Raw genomic sequence first — 16,629 nt, forward strand, 5'->3', positions numbered from 1 at the left:
CCCCAAGCCGAACACTGGAACAATTGGTGCCGGACGTCGGGCTCCCAAGCGGCAAAAATCGCAAGTTCAAGTGCCGCATGAGGTCTGGATCAAGGGAGGCTGTTATGACAGACGCCTGCCGGAATTACGGCAGCAGGCGGTCATGGAAGCTTTTCAGCAGCGACCTGAGATCGGCGGAGTCTACCTGACGCTCTGAAGTGAAACTGAGACGGACCGCTTCCTGTCCGTTTCGCTGCAGCGTGATTTCCCTCGCGTCGCCCAGATCGGCAATCTGCCCGAGGGCAATCGTTCCCGCAGGGGTGTTCAGGACCAGCTGGATCGCCTCGCGACGTTTGGTGTGCAGTTCCACAACGGCTGATTTGGAACCGGCTGCACGAAACGACACCATCGTCTTGTTCGACCAGTCGACCTCCAGGGTGGTGAAGGTCGATTCGAGCAGGTCGAACAGTGTCTCCAGAATTTCCTGTTTCCAGGCGACTCGTTTGTCTGAGGGAAAACCCTTTCGGGAGAGGTGCCACTTCTTTCCCAGAACTTTCCACGGCGACAGATCTGCGGGGGACTGCGACGTCTTCTCGACCTGACCGAGATAAGCGGCCACCGCCTGTTTCAGAAATTGGCGGAAGGCTGCGGTGTCGATCTCTTTCTTCCAGTGGACATCCAGCACGACCTCTTCGAACGGCCCCTTCTGCCGATTGACTCGGACGCGGTCGCTCCGGTTATAGACTTCGAGTTCATCGAGGTCGTTGACCGATTTCAGCGCCAGGCTCTTTTGCAACTGGGCTTCGTTGAAGGTCCCCTTCGGAACCCGGAAATACATTCTCAGCAGCCATTCGTCCCCGGTGAGAGCATGAAAGAACCAGCCGGTTCCCGCTTTCTTCTCAGCGGTGACTTCGACATGGGCCTGATCATTCCAGTTCGGCTCTTTCAGGCCGTCGAAGGTCGACAGCAGATCGACGACAAACGTCAGCGCCGACCCTTCCCAGCGACACGGTTTCCCGCTGCGGGCCACACGCTGCTCCGTGTGCCAGCGTCTGCCGTCGGTCTTCCATGGCGCGTCGACTTCGCGACCGACCGCGGCGATATCCATATCCCCCTTGCGTTTCTTCGAGGCCTCCGCCACGTCGAAGACATCGAGTGCCCCCCGTTCTCCTTCGGCCAGCACCGGAGCGAGCAGCTCGCCGGTCCAGGATCGCAAGCGGCCGGCAGACTGTGCCGCGCCCGCTTTGCCGCGTGGCTTCTTCTTTCCGTCTTCCGGGGGTCGGTGAAAGCTCTCTGCCTGGGCCACTACGTCCTCGGGAGTTCCCTGCGCGACGACCAGCCCCCCGTGAATGCCCGCTTCCGGACCCAGATCGATGATCCAGTCGGCCGTCTTGATGACATCCAGATTGTGTTCGATGATGACGACCGTGTTTCCCTGTTCGACCAGACTGTTCAACACTTTCAACAGTTTGGAGATGTCGTCGAAATGCAGGCCGGTGGTCGGTTCGTCGAGGAGATACAGAGTTTTCCCGGCGTTCGGTTTGGCCAGTTCTGCGGCCAGCTTGACTCGCTGTGCTTCACCCCCGCTGAGCGTTGTGGCAGATTGGCCGAGTGTCAGATAGTCGAGACCAATGGCGGCCAGCGTTGCCAGTGGGGCCCGGATCTTCGGAATCTTTTCGAAGACATCGAGCGCCTGACCGATCGACATCTCCAGCACGTCGGCAATCGAGAACCCTTTGAACTTCACCGCGAGCGATTCCTGATTGTACCGCTTGCCGTGACACGTATCGCACTCGACCCAGACGTCGGGGAGGAAGTGCATTTCGATTTTCTTTTGACCCATTCCTTCGCAGTCTTCGCACCGCCCCCCAGCGCGATTGAAGCTGAAGCGTCCCGGTTTGAAGCCCCGGACTTTGCTTTCCGGCAGCTTGCTGAACAGCTCTCGAATCGGATCAAAAACTCCGGTGTAGGTGGCCGGATTCGATGCGGGCGTCGCTCCCAGTGGTTGCTGGTCGACGGTGATGACGCGGCTGATCAGTTCGGCGCCGGTCATGGCATCGAACGGTCCCGGCGCTGGTCCCTGTCGACGAAGATGACGGGCCACCGCGCGCGAGAGAGTTTCCTGCACGAGTGAACTCTTGCCGGAGCCGGAGAGGCCGGTGACGCAGGTCAACGTCCCTTGCGGGATTCGCAGGTCGACATCACGGAGGTTGTTCTGCCGACAGCCCAGAATCTCTAGCCAGGCCCCCCCGGGCGGTTTCTCGTACGCCAGATGAATCTCTTTCGGGTCGGCCAGCACCGGACCGCGGTCTTCTTTGCGAACCATTCGCCGCAGCAGCGGAACGGGAATTCCCTTCACCCCCGACAGATAGGCCCCCGTCAGCGACTTGTCGCTCTGCTGACCGATCTCCTCTGCCGTCCCTTCGGCCGTGACCGAGCCCCCGAACCGTCCGGAGCCAGGACCGAAGTCGTAAAGCCGGTCCGCCGCTTCCAGCACTTCCCGGTCATGCTCCACGAGCACGACGGTGTTCCCGAGGTCGCGTAATTTTTCGAGTGCCTGCACCAGCCGGCCGTTGTCGCGGGGATGCAGACCAATCGTCGGCTCGTCCAGCACGTACAGCACGCCGGTGAGTGCCCGGCCAATCTGCCCGGCCAGTCGGATTCGCTGCGATTCCCCACCGGAGAGAGTCGGCATGCTGCGATCGAGATTCAGATAATGCAGGCCGACATCGATCAGGAACTTGAGCCGGTGAATCGCTTCGTTGAGCAGGTCTCCGGCGATTTTCTGTTCTTCACTGTTGAGCTGCAGACTCTGCAGATAGGCCAGCGTCTCTTCGAGCGTGAGGCGGCAGACTTCGGGGAGAGATTTTCCGGAGAGCCGGACGGAGGCGGCATCTTCCCGCATCCGGTCTCCATGACAGACCGAGCAGGGTCGATCTCCCACCAGATCCTGCAGCTGGACCCGGTAAGCGTATGAAACGCGAGTCGCTTCCTCGATGGCGGGGTAGAGCCCTTTGAACTGCATGGAGATCGGCTGCTTCGCACCGGGCAACGTCACTTCGAACCAACGGTCACCCGTCCCCTGAAGAACAAGTCGCTGCTGCCGGGGGCTGAGCTGATACCAGGGAAGATCCAGCGGGATGTTGAACTGTTCTCCCAGCGCTTCCAGCACCGCTGCGAAGGCCGGATTGGCCTGAGGACGGGGCCAAGCGGAGATGGCACCTGCGCGCAGCGACAGATTGGTGTTCGCCACGATCGAACTCTGGTCGGTGCCGATTTCGGTCCCCAGACCTTCACAGGCGGGACACCAGCCCAGCGGACTATTGAAAGAGAAATTCTGCGGAGTCAGTTCTTCAAAACTGCGGGGCATGCGAAATCGCAACAGAGGTTGGAAATGTTCAGGAGCGCGGGCCCGGCCAAAGCGGCTAACGGGCGAGCTGAGTCCCAGAGGGAATCATAGCGCCGGGGACTCGGAAAAACACCCGCACTCACCGATTTACCCGACAGCAAGCGAAGGGGCATTTCGTCTCAACGCGAGTTCCCGGCAGACCGAGCGTTTTTTCCGCCGGTCAGAGATCCAGTCGGCCCCAGAACAGGCGTTGACGGTCACCGCGCTCGCGGAGGTCATTGAGGAGAGCCTGTGCCGACGGTTTCACATAGTCGCTGTGCAGGGTACGGCCGTTGAAGTGCACGTCGCAGCGGCTGTCGAAGTCGTACAGTTCGGGCGAGAGCCAGATCGTCATCCCCTTGCCGGGATGTTTGACATAGATGGCTGTGACTTTCGGACGATTGGGGTCGATATTGGCGCTCGCGGTGATGGTTCCTTCGAACAGGCGGGGAACTTTCCGCTGTTGCTGGTCCCAGAGGATCGGCTGGAAGAGGACGTCCGGCAACTGGTTCGAGCGGAACCAGTAGAACTCGTTATCGCTGGCACGGAGAGTTTTGGCTTCGAACTTGGCGAAGTTTTTCAGCGGGGCGCGGCGATGAGTCTGCATCCAGTCGAAGATTCGCCCCTGCTCTTCGTGGTAGGTTTCGTACCCGCGGGATTTGTAGTCGCAGTAGACCACGTCGTACTGGGCCCGCATCATCCGGTTGATGGTCGGCGCGTTCACGTCGCGAGTGTCGCGGTCCCGCTCTCCTCCGACCACATACCACGCCAGATCCGGAGCGTTTTTGTAATAGATCGGGCAGACCTGATGGCAATAACCGGTGAACGGAATCGCCCCCGCGAAGATGTGGGGATGAGAGAACGCGATGTCGAAACAGGCATTCCCCCCCATGCCGTGTCCGGCCAGGAAGATCCGGTTGGAGTCAATCCGGAACCGCTTGCGGGCATGGTCGATCGATTGCAGGACGATCGCATGTTCGATGGCATTGCCGTTGAACTCGGTCGCACTCTCGGAGCAGTAGTGGGGGGCGAGCACAATGTAGCCCCGACGCTGCGCCCAGCCCGGATAGTCTTCATCTCCCATCCACCACTTGACCGCCTGTTCGTAGGTCCGCCCTTCTCCTTTCAGTTCGATCAGCAGCGGATACTCGTGAGCCGGGTTATACTCGGGAGGCAGGGCGATCGTGTATTGTCCGCCCGGCTGACCTTCGACCGGGGGAAGATCGATGACCTGAGGTACGACCGGGACCGTGGAAGGGGCTTCGACCGGCAGGGGAAGATACGGAATCATCTGGGCGAGACGGGGAACGTTGATCCCTTCAATTCCGTCGAGCTGTTTCAGGATCTCAGTATCGCGGAGCGAGTCCTTCTCGTTGCGGAGATACTCGATCGCCAGAAACCGGGCATTCCATAACCGCAGGGTCGCGTCGAGATCTTCGATCGCATTTTCGCTTCCCAGCAGCCACCCCGAATAAGCGAGCGCCAGCTTCTGTCTGGAGCTGATATCGGTCTCTTCCGCCACCTGCAGGAACGGCTTGAGTCGCGGGAGAGACTCGTAGTGCAATTCATTGATCAACGTGGCCCGGATGGAGTGCAGCCGCTGCGACTGTTCTTCGGGAAGCTCGGCCTGCAGCATGTCGAGCTGCATCAGAATCTGGTCGCGATCACTGAGTGCCTGATCGTACTCTTCTACGACTTCGCGGGCTTCCCGTTGGACGTCGGCACTGACATGCTCGGTCGGGAACTGTCGGGCGATCTGGTAGGCCAGCCGATGCTGTCCGGCATCACGACGGCGCTGAATTTCATGAATGCCACGACGCGCCTGCAGCTCGTAGATTTCCTCGCGAGGCCTTTCGGCCCAGGAAGCGAGTTCGGGAAAACGTTCGAGAAGCCGGTCGAGCTCGCTGAGTGCTTCCGGGAACATCTCGGCCTGCAGGTAGAACTGCAAGGCGGCCTTCCGCTCGGCGGGATCTTCGCGGTCCGAGTTCTTCTCGATCAGGCGCTGTACAAGTTCCGGCGGAAGAATTCTGGTATCAAGGCAGAAGTCCCAGACAAATTTTGAAGTCTGGATGCGGGCGAAGTCCGGCCGCAGCTCGGTGATCTCCTGCAGCAGTTGGAACTCCCTCCCCGAGGCATTCAGGCGGATTTCGCGACGACCGAACTGATCGAAGGGCTGCAACACCTGAAATCCGCCGACGACACCCAGCCCGGACGTGCGGGCCTGCTTCTGATGTTCGATTTTGTAATTCACATAGCGGGAGAGTTCCTGTTCGGCGATTCGCTGTGCGACCTGCCGCTTGTGCACGAAATAGCAGCGGACGCCATCGTCCAGCATGATGAATGAGGTGTCGAGATCGGTTTTGTCCGGGCGATTGAATTTGGCCACGGCCAGTGTCATGCCCGCCACATCGATGGCGTTGCCCCGGAGAGACAGACCGTTTTTCAGAATGATCTCGTCGGCCGGACTGATCCGGGCGAGCGCCAACAGACACAGCAGCCCCCGCCCCCAGAACGACAGCGTCCGGGCGGTGCGCGTGGAGCCAGTCATCATGGACTGAGTCGTCTCTGTGACAGATCTGTGGTCCGTCAAGCGAGGTCCCCACTCTTCAGGGGGGTTCTTTCCTGGTCGCTGGAATGCAGCGTCCGTGAAACTCGACGGGCGCCGGAATGTGCGGGCAGGCTGCCTGCGGGGCGATCAGGATCGGAGAGAACCCGGAAACTTACTGCGTATCGGTTCCATCATTCGTGTGGAACGGCCAAATTTCCAGTGGAATCCGCTTCCTCGTCACCAATTGCCAGTGGGTTGGGGTTGTGACGACTGTGAGGGCTGTGCGGTCTGGCGCGGGCGGTCCTTCTCCAGCATTTGCTCGCTGGACGGGTTGGGGGGGAGTTGCAGCCGTCGACCGGAACTGAGAGCATTTTCACCTGAGATTGCCCCCTCCTCGCCACACGGAAGTCAGCATTCCACCAGACGAAACGCTGACTGCGGGAGCTGAGAGGGAGCAATCGGCTCTAAGTCAGATCCGTCAGCGGGCCGTCGGTACAGAAATCGGGATTGCCGAAGCGGTCGATGTGATGCCCCATGCTGTGAGCCAGCGACATCAGCAGGCGATTGTGTGGCACCTTCGGGTATTTGAGGCTGCGGCCCATTTTAAAGCCGGCGCCATTCCCAACAATGACAAAGGGAATGTTGTTGAGCGTGTGGCTGTTCCCCTGTCCCAGTTCGTTGGTCCAGACGATGGTGGTGTGATCGAGCAGGCTGCCGTCGCCACCCGGTTCCGGTGTTTCGTCCAGCCGCTTGGCGAGCAGAGCGACCTGTTCGCAGTACCATTTGTTGATCCGCGTCAGCTTCTCCTGCGCATCCTTGTTGGAGTCCGGTTCGTGAGAGAGGGTGTGATGCAGGTCGTCGATCCCCAGCCACTTCATTCGCGCCTGACCGACCGAATTGGTGAACTGGAACGTGGCGATGCGGGTGAAGTCGTTCACGAAGCTGTCGACCATCAGATCGATGTGCATCCGTGAGATCTGCGGGATGTTGTCATTCGCATCGACGACTCCCGGTTCCAGGACGGGCATGGGGTGCGAATTGTCGGCCCGGGCGGAGGCTTGAAGCTCCTGTTCCATCTGCCGTACGAACTGGGCATGTTCTTCGAGCCGACGGCGATCTTCTTCGCTGACGAGTTGTCCGACCTTTTCGAAATCCACATGCAGATCGTCGAGCACGCTCTTGAGCATCGCCTGATCTTTGGCGTGTCCGTAGAACTTGTGGAACATCTGATAGGGATCGTCGATCGGACTGATCGGCTTGTTCGCACCCGCGTAAACCATGCGGGTCCAGGTGTCCGCACGATCCGGCACGACCACGCCGAATTCGAGTGAGCCGAAGCGTGTTCGGGTTTCCGGTCGGCTCTGCAGAAAGTTCTTCAGCTCCTGGTCGATCGACAGGCCGCTGGCCCAGCCGGCAGGTGAATCGCTCCCCCCCTGAATGTTGCCGGGGAACAATTCGATTCCGGTTAGCAGGCACCCCATGCCCCGCATGTGGCTGTCGCCGTCTCCGCGAATCTTGTCGCAGACGCCGTGCAAAGTCAGGGTCCGGCTGCGGAACGGCTCCAGCGGGGTGAGAATCTCTTTGAAGCTCGCCAGCTCACCCGCTTCGTCGGGCCAGAATTCCCAGGGGACGGTTCCGTTGGGACTGAAGACGATCACCAGCCGCTGCTTCGGCCGCGTGGAGCCATCAAAGCCGAGACTGGGAAGGTTACAGATGAACGGAAGCGCTGCGGCACTGAGTCCGACCTGCTTCAGGAATTCGCGACGGGAGGCGTGCATGACCATGAGGATCGTCCTGGAGGCAAATGGATTCCGTCAGGGGCGTGTGACCGACGACTGTCGCTGGTCAGTGGGGGAGGCTTTGCTGTTTTTGATTTCTCTGGCTCGCAGGGCGGACCCGGTCACCATTTCCTGGGCCAGGCTGCGGATGTTGAACTGGCGACGAACAAACTCGGCCTGCAACTCCGTCTGGTGTTCGGGTCCGAAGGCTCTGACTGGCTGCTTCACCAGATTCTGGAAGAGCTGCTGGACGAAGGCCCCCTGTGCTTCCGGGCTGTCCGCCAGGAAACGTGCCAGTTCGCGCGGGCCCTGAAACTCGATCGTCTCGCCGGACAGGTCGGTGTAGGTCCCTTGCGTATCAAGAGCCCGGTCCTGCTCCTGTTCCCGGTATCGACCGACCGCATCAAAGTTTTCCAGTGAAAATCCGAGCGGATTGATCATGGCATGGCAAGTTTGACACGCGCCGGGGCTAGTCTGCAAGAGGATTCGTTCCCGGGTGCTCAGGCCTGCATGCAGATCGGGAGCCAGCGGCGAGACCGCTTCGGGAGGGGGGAGCAGCCGCCGACCCAGCACACTGCGGGCCAGAAACACTCCGCGATGGATCGGTGACGTCGTCCGGTCATACGCGAAACCGGCCATCAGCAGGGGATGAGTCAACACTCCCGCCCGCGCCTGAGCTGCCATGGAAACCCGCTGGAACGGAGCGTCTTCCGGCAGGTCAATCCCGTAGAACCGGGCAAGCCGACCGTTCAGATACATCGAGTCGGACAACAGGAGTTCACGGAAATCCGCGGAGTCACTCGACAGCACGTCATCGAGGAACAGATCCAGGGAGATCCGGAGATCCGAAATCACTTCCGGAGTGAATTCCGGGAACAGGCTGGCATCTTTTTCCAGTTCGGCAAAGCGGTCGGTGTGCAGCCATTGCCGCAGGAAATCTTTCTGTTTGGCGAGGCTGCGGGGATCTTTCATCATCCGCGCGACTTGTTTTTCAATCTGCTCACGGGTCTTCAGTTCGCCCCGCTGGGCTGCTCCCATCAACTCGCGATCCGGAATGGAGTCCCAGACGGAGAAGGAGAGCCACGACGCGATGTCGTAATCGTCCATCGTCGTGTGACGCGTCTCCCGATACAGGAACCGGGGAGACTTGAGGGCCAGCACAATCACCCGGGTCAGCGCCTGTTTCAGATCGGTCTGATCACGAAAGAACCGCGCAACGAAGAACTCCTGTTCTTCGGCGGTCAGTGGTCTGCGAAAAGCAAACTGCACGTATGTCTTGCAGAACGCTTCCACCTTTTGTGGATAGTCGGCGTCGGTCTCCTTGCCGCTGATCAGTTGGGGCATGTGGGCGACGATGTCGCGGGCTGCTTCGAGCGCTGCGGAGGTTGTCGCTTCATCCCAGCTGCGGGAGATGATGGTTCCCCGCTCATAGCCGATGCTGCGGTCATCCGGAGGAAACGGGGTCTCGAGCACAAACGTAGTCTTCCCCGCCTTCGAGAAGAGATTCCGTTCGGGAATGAGTTCGAGCGACTGATGGGGCGGCTTCCATTTCAGCCGGACGAATGTGTGCGGTTCGCGGAAGCGGGTGAAGGTCAGCTTGAGGGGATAGGTCCGTCCGCCGAGCAGGCGGATTTTTTCCTGATAGACCTGACCGTCTCCCGACTTCACCGATACGTCGATCAGAGGATTCCCAAAGTCGTTCACCCACAGTCGCACGCTGGTGGGGCACTCGACATGAAACTCATAATCGCCCGTCGTCGGGGCCAGGACCGCGCCTTCCCAGGTGACGGAGTAACCGAGAATGTTCTCCGGCTTCTTGGCCTCTTTCAGCTTCTCTTTGTCTTGGATCAGCGACAGGTCTTCCGGAGGCGGAAATCCGGCCGGCTTTTCAGTCCCGAAATCGAAATCGATCACGGGATCAACGCGAGTGTAGACCAGATCGTCTTTCGCGCGACGACGACTCTTGTAATAGGTTCCGGTCAGGCCATGCTCCTGACCCGCATCGTTGGTTCCCCGGAAGATCGCCAGCAGATCCGCGACGGCCTGCTGATGCTGCCGGACGGTGAGTCGCGACAGTTCGACGGTCGCCGGGCGATTCCGTTCCTGTGCGAGGACCGAATAAAACGCCCCGTGAATGAAGCTGGCCACCTGTTCCGCGTCGGGACCAACGCAGGCGCCGGGATCATCTTCCGGCATCGTCTTTTCGATCAGCGTCTTCAGCTCGCCCAGTGAACGATCGCCGCGGAGGGGGCGGGGATAATCGGTGGTCCCGTTTCCGTCAGCTCCATGACAGCGGCTGCAGTGTTCCGCATAAAGCTTGGCGCCGGGATGCGTGTCGGCAGCGGACGCGCTGCAGGTCAACAGGAGCAGCAGGGCCAGGGTCTGGAGACCACTCGCAAGCACGGCTCTCAGTCGATCGGGTCTGACCGGTTGCATGGTCAACTCCGGAGGGACAACACGCGGGGCTTCGTCGGAGTGTGAGGCGTACCAACGAGGCGGGAAGGTGGGAAACGCGATCAGGATTGTAAGGTCGGGGTCAGTGGCAGGTCAAATTCAGTTCCCCGTGGGCGACCGTGAGGCGGGGCCTCATGCCGGAATGGAATGCCGCAGTCTCGGCAGAACCGGAATATTCGCTGAGGGAGAAAGCGATTTCCTGGATGGTTTCCGGTGTGAATCTGGCACGGGAACTGGCGTGTCAGGCGTCGGCGTCCGCAGCACCGTTGGAGTCAGTGGAGACGGGCCGACCGGGGACCGGCTTGTAATTCAGTGCGGCCCGGGTAAGTTCAGGTAACGTTTTTGCTTGGGCGCTCTTTCGTCGTGTCAAACACATTCGGAGAGAAGAGATGAAAACGGTTGCGAGGGCGGTGGTGTTGGGGTTGGGGCTGGCACTGGTCTGTCAGATCTCACAGTTGACTGCGGCTGATAACGATGCGGCCGCTCCTTCGGCCGCTGCTGCGAACGGTGTTCGCAAAGGTCCGTTGCCGGCCAACTTCGGCAAGCTGGGGATCAGCGACGATCAGCGCACCAAGATCTATGCGATTCAGGATGTGTACGATGCGCGCATCGAGTCGCTGAAGAAAGAGATTCAGAAGCTGGAAGACGAGCGGTCGCAGAAGATCGAACAGGTCCTGACCGCCGGTCAAAAGCAGCGGCTGAAAGAGCTGCGCGCCGCCAAGACCAAAAAGGATGCCACGTAGGCGTCGTTCTGCAACAGCTGAGAGGACCGCTGGGCTTGCGGCTCCGCGCACTGGGGATGTGGAGCGCAGTCCATCACTGCGCGCGTGACGGCGAGCGGAATGCGCGCAGAGGGCTTTTTCCCGTCCCCGCGCAGCCCGCGTTTCTTAGGCTGAAAGTCTGACATCCGCGCTGCGCGAATGGAGCAATCGAAAGTCGAAATGCTCTATTTCTGTTCCTTCCGACCCGGCTTCGCAGTGCGGGGATCATCCGGCCACGAGTGTTTCGGGTAGCGCCGGGCCAGTTCTTTTTTCACGACGGGATACGTGTTCGTCCAGAAACTGGAAAGATCGTCGGTCACCTGCTGCGGTCGCATGTTCGGCGCGAGGAGGTGCATCAGCACCGTCACTCGTCCGCCGGCAATCCGTGGAGTCTGTTCCAGTCCGAAGATCTCCTGAATCTTGACCGCCAGCACAGGGGGGCGACCTTCTTCATAGTGAAACGGAATGCTCCGGCCACTGGGAGCCCGCCACTGGAGCGGAGCCTCCCGGTCGAGAATCTGTTGCTGCGACCAGTCCAGTAACTGTCGCAGTTCCTCGACCCAGTCTGCTTTTTTCAACTCCGCGAATGAGCGGCAGCGCTGGCAGAGTTGTCGGAGAATCACTTCCAGTTCCGGTTGAGTCGCCTGCGGCAGTCCCAGCTCGGGCATCCACTGCGCGAGACTGCGAAGCCGCGCCAGAAAGCCCGTGACTTCGGGAGTCTGGGAAGGGAAGATCTGGTCCCATTCCTTGAGAGCTTCGCGAAACAGCAGTTCCGCCGGTTCGGAATTGTCGGGAAGTGCCGCCGGGGTCTCTGACAGGATGAGATCTTCAAAGTATTCGCGTCGACGGGCCACGACCTGTCGGGTGCTCGGATGGAAAAAGACTTCCACGCTGGCACGCAGCGCGTTCTGCGGCAGCCAATCCGGCTCCACTGCCGATGCCTGACGGACTAGGGCATCGGTTTGCCCGGCATCGACATCCACGCAAAGAAAGAGCGCTCCTTGTCGCACTTCCGAGGCCGGGGCCAGCTTCACTCCTCGCCCGCCGACCATCAGTCCTTTCTCGCTGCCGACATCACGTCGACGGGCCACACGGTCCGGAAAGGCTCGAACCAGCGACCGCAGCAGCGCTTCCTCCGCGTCGATGGCCGTTTCTGTGGATTCCTGAAAGAGTTCCTGAATCAACCGGGTCAACTGGTCCCGCGACTGCTGAATCATCCGCGCCGACTGACGATTGAGGGTGCCGAAAGGAAATTCCGTTTCTCCTTTCTGTTCCGCAGCCATCAACGCCAGCAACCGGTCGAGAACATCAGACCGGGAATGCTGCCGCTGGTGACTGGGAGTGAGTCGAGGGGGGCCCTGCCGCGACTGGAAGAATGGATTCCGTTCCGACAGCAGCGCTGCCAGCCACGCCCCCTCGCGAGGAACTCCCAGCCGTCGGCTTTCGAGCAGCAGTCGAGCCAGGCGGGGATGAACCGGTAACTCGCACATCGTCCGACCGAGGGCGGTCACTTCGTTCTGTTCATTGAGTGCATCGAGTCGACGCAGGAGCAGCTCGGCCTGTGTCACGGCATCGGCACGAGGCGGTTCCAGCCAGGGAAACTGCAGCACCTCGTGCTCTCCCCACGTTTTGAGCTGCAGAACCGGACCGGCCAGGTCGACGCGACGAATCTCAGGATCGGTGAAGGGGGGCCGATGCCGCTGGGCCACTTCGTCCCACAGCCGCAGACAGATTCCGGGCTGAGTGCGGCCTGCCCGCCCGGCACGCTGATCTGCGGAGGCCTGCGAGATCGGTTCCAGTTCCAGTCGATCGAGTCCGGCCTGCGGGTCGAAGCGCATCACGCGGGCCATGCCGGTGTCGACGACGGCGGTAATGCCGGGAATGGTGATCGAGGTTTCAGCGACGTTTGTCGCCAGCACGATCTTCCGGCTCGCGTTCCAGTTCAGAACACGATCCTGTTCTTCCGCGGGCATGTCTCCGTAGAGCAGGAACAGCTCCGCTTCATTCTTCCTCGCGAACGCTTCGAGCTCGCGTGCCGTTCGGTGAATCTCTCCGACTCCCGGCAGAAAGACGAGAACATCCCCGGTCGTCTTCCCGAACATCAGCTGCGCCCCCTCCGCAGCCACTTCCGGCAACGGACGAGTGTCCCGTTGTTTTAAATACCGGATCTCGACCGGATACGATTTTCCGAGACTCTCGACCGCAGCGGCATCCTGCAGGTAGGCGACGAGTGGCGCGGGGTCGAGTGTCGCGGACATCACCACGATTTTCAGGTCGGGGCGAACGGTCTGCTGGATCCGACGCACCATGCCGAGAGCCAGATCGCTATCCAGATTCCGCTCATGAAACTCGTCGAACACCACAATCTGGATGCCGTCGAGAAAGGGATCGCGCTGCAGGCGGTTCAACAGGATGCCTTCCGTGACGACCAGCATCCGGGTCTCGCGCGAGGACCTTGCGTCGAAGCGGACTTGATAGCCGACTTCCCGGCCGAGCGTGGCCCGCTGTTCTACCGCGATGCGCCGCGCGGTGCTGCGAGCGGCCAGCCGACGGGGCTGCAACATCACGATCTGCCCGTTTCCTGCCAGTCCGGCCTGCAGGAGTGCCGGGGGGACGCGTGTTGTTTTTCCGGCACCGGTTGGCGCTCGCAGAACGGCGCTGCTCTGCTGTTTCAGCCCGGTGATCAACTCCGGAAGAACATCATCGATGGGGAGCGGATCAGGATGAGTCATTGCGGAAGGGGGGACGAATTCGAAGTTCAGAAAAGTGGGAGCGGTCGTGGATTGTTGCCGGTTCCGGCGGGGATTGTAGCGGGGGGCGGGGTCTCCGACAGGTGCGTGTGCCCTGTCGGGAGGTGGACGCGAAAGATCGTGGGGAAGAGGGCGGTTTGATTTCGAAGTGCTTTGCTGGCAGTGAGCTGGGGGCGGTCCGAAGCAGGCGAAAAAATATCCAGGAGCCTTGTCCGCTGCCGGGGCCGTCGCCGTTCAGTCTTCCGGAATGAATGCCTGCTCGCGGGGGACACCAGCAAGAAGTGTCCGGCGGGAGCGGGTCGCGGGCGAGTTTGCTCCAGGGAGTCTGGCCCCTCCGGAATGGGCCGCGAAATCGAGAGGTTAATGATGATTCGGCTGAAGAACCTTCTGGCAGCTTTCGCGATTGGTTCGTTGGTGGTCGGAGGAACAGCACAGGCCCAGTTCAACGCTCCGCGGTTCAAATCTCCTTCGGCCCCAGCGATGAATCGCTCCCAGTTCGGTGGTGGTCCGCGGATCGATGGCCGCGCTGCCGGGAACGCCGTGGGCGGACATTATGGGGGAGAGCGGGGGGCCAGGGTTGGTCAGACGGTGGGGGGCGGCATGCCTTCCATCAAGCGGGAAGTGATGGATGGCCGGAACATCGGCGGGGCTGTGGGGCGTTACTATGGCGGGGAACAGGGGGCGCAGCATGGTCGGACGATTGGCGGAGGAATGCCGGCCATTCGCAAGCAGTACGGAGATGGCCGCAACGTCGGTGAAATGGTCGGCCGCCACTATGGAGGAGAATGGGGAGGCGATGCCGGCCGGGTGGTGGGGGGCGGGATGCCTGCCCTGAAAGATGGCCGGAATATCGGCGGTCTCATTGGCGGTTACTACGGAGGACGTGAAGGGGCTCACAACGGCCGCGTGATCGGGGGCGGCATGCCCGCCATCAAGCGGGAACTGGGTGATGGCCGGAACGTCGGCGGGATGATCGGCGGTTACTATGGTGGTCAGCAGGGGGCACAGGCGGGTCGGATCATCGGCGGAGGACTGCCGGCTCTGAAGGATGGTCGGAACATTGGCACCCTCGTGGGAGGCTACTACGGAGGGGCCACCGGTGCCGAAGCGGGGCGGATTATCGGTGGGGGCATGCCCGCCCTCAAGGATGGTCGCAACGCCGGTTCGCTGGCGGGTGGAGCTGTCGGGGGTTACTTCGGTGGTCCAGCGGGTGCGGCCGCCGGTTCAAAAATCGGCCGCACGATCGGCGGCGGCATGCCGGCGATCAAGCGGGATACGGGACTCGACAACGTGAAAGCCCCCAAGATTTCGGCCCCGAAAGTGAGCATGCCCAAAGTCGACGTGCCGAAGGTCTCCGTTCCCAAAGTGAATTTGCCAAAGGTGGAGGCTCCCAAGGTGAGCCTGCCGAAGCCGAAGCTGCCCAAGTGGTAGGCCGGTAAGGAATGAGTCGGATGCGGCAAAACGCCCGGAGTCGTCAGCGACTGCCGGGTGTTTTTGCGTTGAGAAAGGAGTGCATGTCCTCTCTCCCCCTTCCCGTCAGGGCTCTTCACTCTCCGGAGCAGTCAGCGGGAGAAGTGAGGCCTCAAGCACCCGTTGCCTGCGGACCTTGCGGACCAGAATCCGCAGTGAGCCGGTAGTGAGGATCTCTCCGCCGGAGGGAGGATGTCCCAGCTGTTCGATGATCCAGCTGCTGAGATTTCTGGGAGTCGGCTTTGCATCCGCGGGAGCGAGTTCCGTTTCGGTCAACTCCTGCACCCGCAGCAGCGAGACTCCTCCCCCCATGACCCAGCCGTCGCCGGACTGGACTGCGTAGGCCGGGAGCAGATCCCACTCATCCTGAATGTCACCGATCAGCTCTTCGAGAATGTCTTCGAGTGTGATCAGTCCCACGATTTTCCCGTGTGCATTTTCCAGCAGCGCAATGTGAGAATACTCGTGCATCAGACGTTCGAGCACGGTCGAGATCGCCAGATCTTCCGGCAGCCGGACCAGCTTGCGGATGATCCCGCGCAACGACGAGGTTTGCGGACTCAACCGGACGAGCGCCACGATATCCTTGAAGGTGGCATACCCCATGATCGCCTGCGGATCGCCCGGTCGTTCCGTCACGGGGAAGCGGGTGTGCATATCCAGGTGGGCTTTGATCAGGCAATCCGCCATCGAGTCGCTGACATTCAGCATGCTGATATGTTCCGCAGGGAGCATGATCTCGCGCACGGGTCGACTCGACAGCCGGACTGCGCCGAGAATGATGCGTTCCTCACGGGGGCCAATCAGACGGGCGGTCCGGGCCAGACTGGCGACCGCCCGCAGCTCCTGCAGTTCCGTCGCCTCGGAACGCATGTCGTATCCCTGAGCCCGTTGCAGCCGCTCCGCGAGCTTCATGACGAGGCCGGCAGAGGTCTCCAGCAGCCAGACCGCCGGCCAGATCAGCCGGGCAAACCCCTGCATGACGGGGGAAAGAGTCAGGCAGACGAGTTCCTTATTACGGATCGCGAAGAGCTTGGGGACCAGTTCCCCGACGACGATCGTGAAGGCCGTCAGCGGAACGGCGACGCACGCGAGTGCCAGCGCATCAGCCAGACCGTGAGAGAGCCCCAGATTTTCAAAGAGTGGGGCGACCCGTTCCTCGGCACCGGCACCGCTGGTGGCGGCGGCAATGACTCCCACCAGAGTAATCCCCAGCTGAACGACCGCCAGACTTCCCTCGAGGTCGGTCTTCATCGCGCTGGCCGCTTTGGCTCCCCAGCGCTGTGCCTGTTCGAGTGACTTCAGCCGGGTGATCGAAACGGAGGCGAGTGCAATTTCGTAGCTGGCGAAAATCGCGTTGATTGCCACCATCAGAATGACAACCAGAATTTCAAAACCGAAAATGCGGACTTCTCCTGCTGTGACCAGTGAGTATGACCGGCGGCGGGCTGGAGCGTCGCTCGCTCCGGGCAACCGGATTCCCGATCTTCAGGGAAACATT

7 protein-coding genes and 1 pseudogene are annotated in these 16,629 nt (G+C 61.0%); 2 read left to right on the plus strand and 6 right to left on the minus strand.

Annotated features, from left to right (window positions below; genetic code table 11):
* Nucleotides 1–124 precede the first annotated feature (124 nt).
* The 4 genes and pseudogenes from uvrA to SH664x_RS01115 form a co-directional block, all read right to left on the minus strand.
* Nucleotides 125–3,349, minus strand: a pseudogene (gene uvrA / locus SH664x_RS01100) (excinuclease ABC subunit UvrA); the annotation flags it as partial.
* Nucleotides 3,350–3,548: 199 nt separating this feature from the next.
* Entirely contained in the window at nt 3,549–5,918 is a 2,370-nt protein-coding gene (locus tag SH664x_RS01105) for a hypothetical protein (RefSeq protein ID WP_437204287.1), read from the minus strand.
* Nucleotides 5,919–6,379: 461 nt separating this feature from the next.
* Nucleotides 6,380–7,699 carry a DUF1552 domain-containing protein gene (locus SH664x_RS01110; RefSeq protein ID WP_437204288.1) on the minus strand — a complete coding sequence of 440 codons (1,320 nt, stop codon included), beginning with the start codon at nt 7,697–7,699 and terminating at the stop codon, nt 6,380–6,382.
* A 30-nt stretch (nt 7,700–7,729) separates the two neighbouring features.
* On the minus strand, nt 7,730–10,129 hold the full coding sequence (locus SH664x_RS01115) for a DUF1592 domain-containing protein (protein WP_437204289.1): 2,400 nt from the start codon (nt 10,127–10,129) through the stop codon (nt 7,730–7,732).
* Nucleotides 10,130–10,536: 407 nt separating this feature from the next.
* Between SH664x_RS01115 and SH664x_RS01120 the strand changes: the two genes are divergently transcribed.
* Nucleotides 10,537–10,890 carry a hypothetical protein gene (locus SH664x_RS01120; RefSeq protein ID WP_437204291.1) on the plus strand — a complete coding sequence of 118 codons (354 nt, stop codon included), beginning with the start codon at nt 10,537–10,539 and terminating at the stop codon, nt 10,888–10,890.
* 203 nt (nt 10,891–11,093) lie between these two features.
* Here the strand turns inward: SH664x_RS01120 and hrpB are convergent, their stop codons facing one another.
* The gene (hrpB, locus tag SH664x_RS01125; RefSeq protein ID WP_437204292.1) at nt 11,094–13,640 is read right to left on the minus strand and encodes an ATP-dependent helicase HrpB; all 2,547 of its coding nucleotides are present in this window, start codon (nt 13,638–13,640) and stop codon (nt 11,094–11,096) included.
* Nucleotides 13,641–14,021: 381 nt separating this feature from the next.
* Between hrpB and SH664x_RS01130 the strand changes: the two genes are divergently transcribed.
* Nucleotides 14,022–15,089 (plus strand): hypothetical protein, encoded by a 1,068-nt coding sequence (locus SH664x_RS01130; RefSeq protein ID WP_437204294.1) that lies wholly within the window; start codon nt 14,022–14,024, stop codon nt 15,087–15,089.
* 105 nt (nt 15,090–15,194) lie between these two features.
* Here the strand turns inward: SH664x_RS01130 and SH664x_RS01135 are convergent, their stop codons facing one another.
* Nucleotides 15,195–16,601 (minus strand): hemolysin family protein, encoded by a 1,407-nt coding sequence (locus tag SH664x_RS01135; RefSeq protein ID WP_437204296.1) that lies wholly within the window; start codon nt 16,599–16,601, stop codon nt 15,195–15,197.
* Nucleotides 16,602–16,629: the final 28 nt, after the last annotated feature.

It is taken from the genome of Planctomicrobium aquicomposti, from assembly GCF_051466325.1.
Lineage (GTDB): Bacteria > Planctomycetota > Planctomycetia > Planctomycetales > Planctomycetaceae > Planctomicrobium.

What these genes read in the sequence shown, in the direction of transcription:
- SH664x_RS01115 (WP_437204289.1), bottom strand. Translation starts at nt 10,129, where the DNA reads ATGCAACCGGTCAGACCCGATCGACTGAGAGCCGTGCTTGCGAGTGGT.
- SH664x_RS01105 (WP_437204287.1), bottom strand. Translation starts at nt 5,918, where the DNA reads ATGATGACTGGCTCCACGCGCACCGCCCGGACGCTGTCGTTCTGGGGG.
- SH664x_RS01130 (WP_437204294.1), top strand. Translation starts at nt 14,022, where the DNA reads ATGATGATTCGGCTGAAGAACCTTCTGGCAGCTTTCGCGATTGGTTCG.
- SH664x_RS01120 (WP_437204291.1), top strand. Translation starts at nt 10,537, where the DNA reads ATGAAAACGGTTGCGAGGGCGGTGGTGTTGGGGTTGGGGCTGGCACTG.
- SH664x_RS01110 (WP_437204288.1), bottom strand. Translation starts at nt 7,699, where the DNA reads ATGGTCATGCACGCCTCCCGTCGCGAATTCCTGAAGCAGGTCGGACTC.
- hrpB (WP_437204292.1), bottom strand. Translation starts at nt 13,640, where the DNA reads ATGACTCATCCTGATCCGCTCCCCATCGATGATGTTCTTCCGGAGTTG.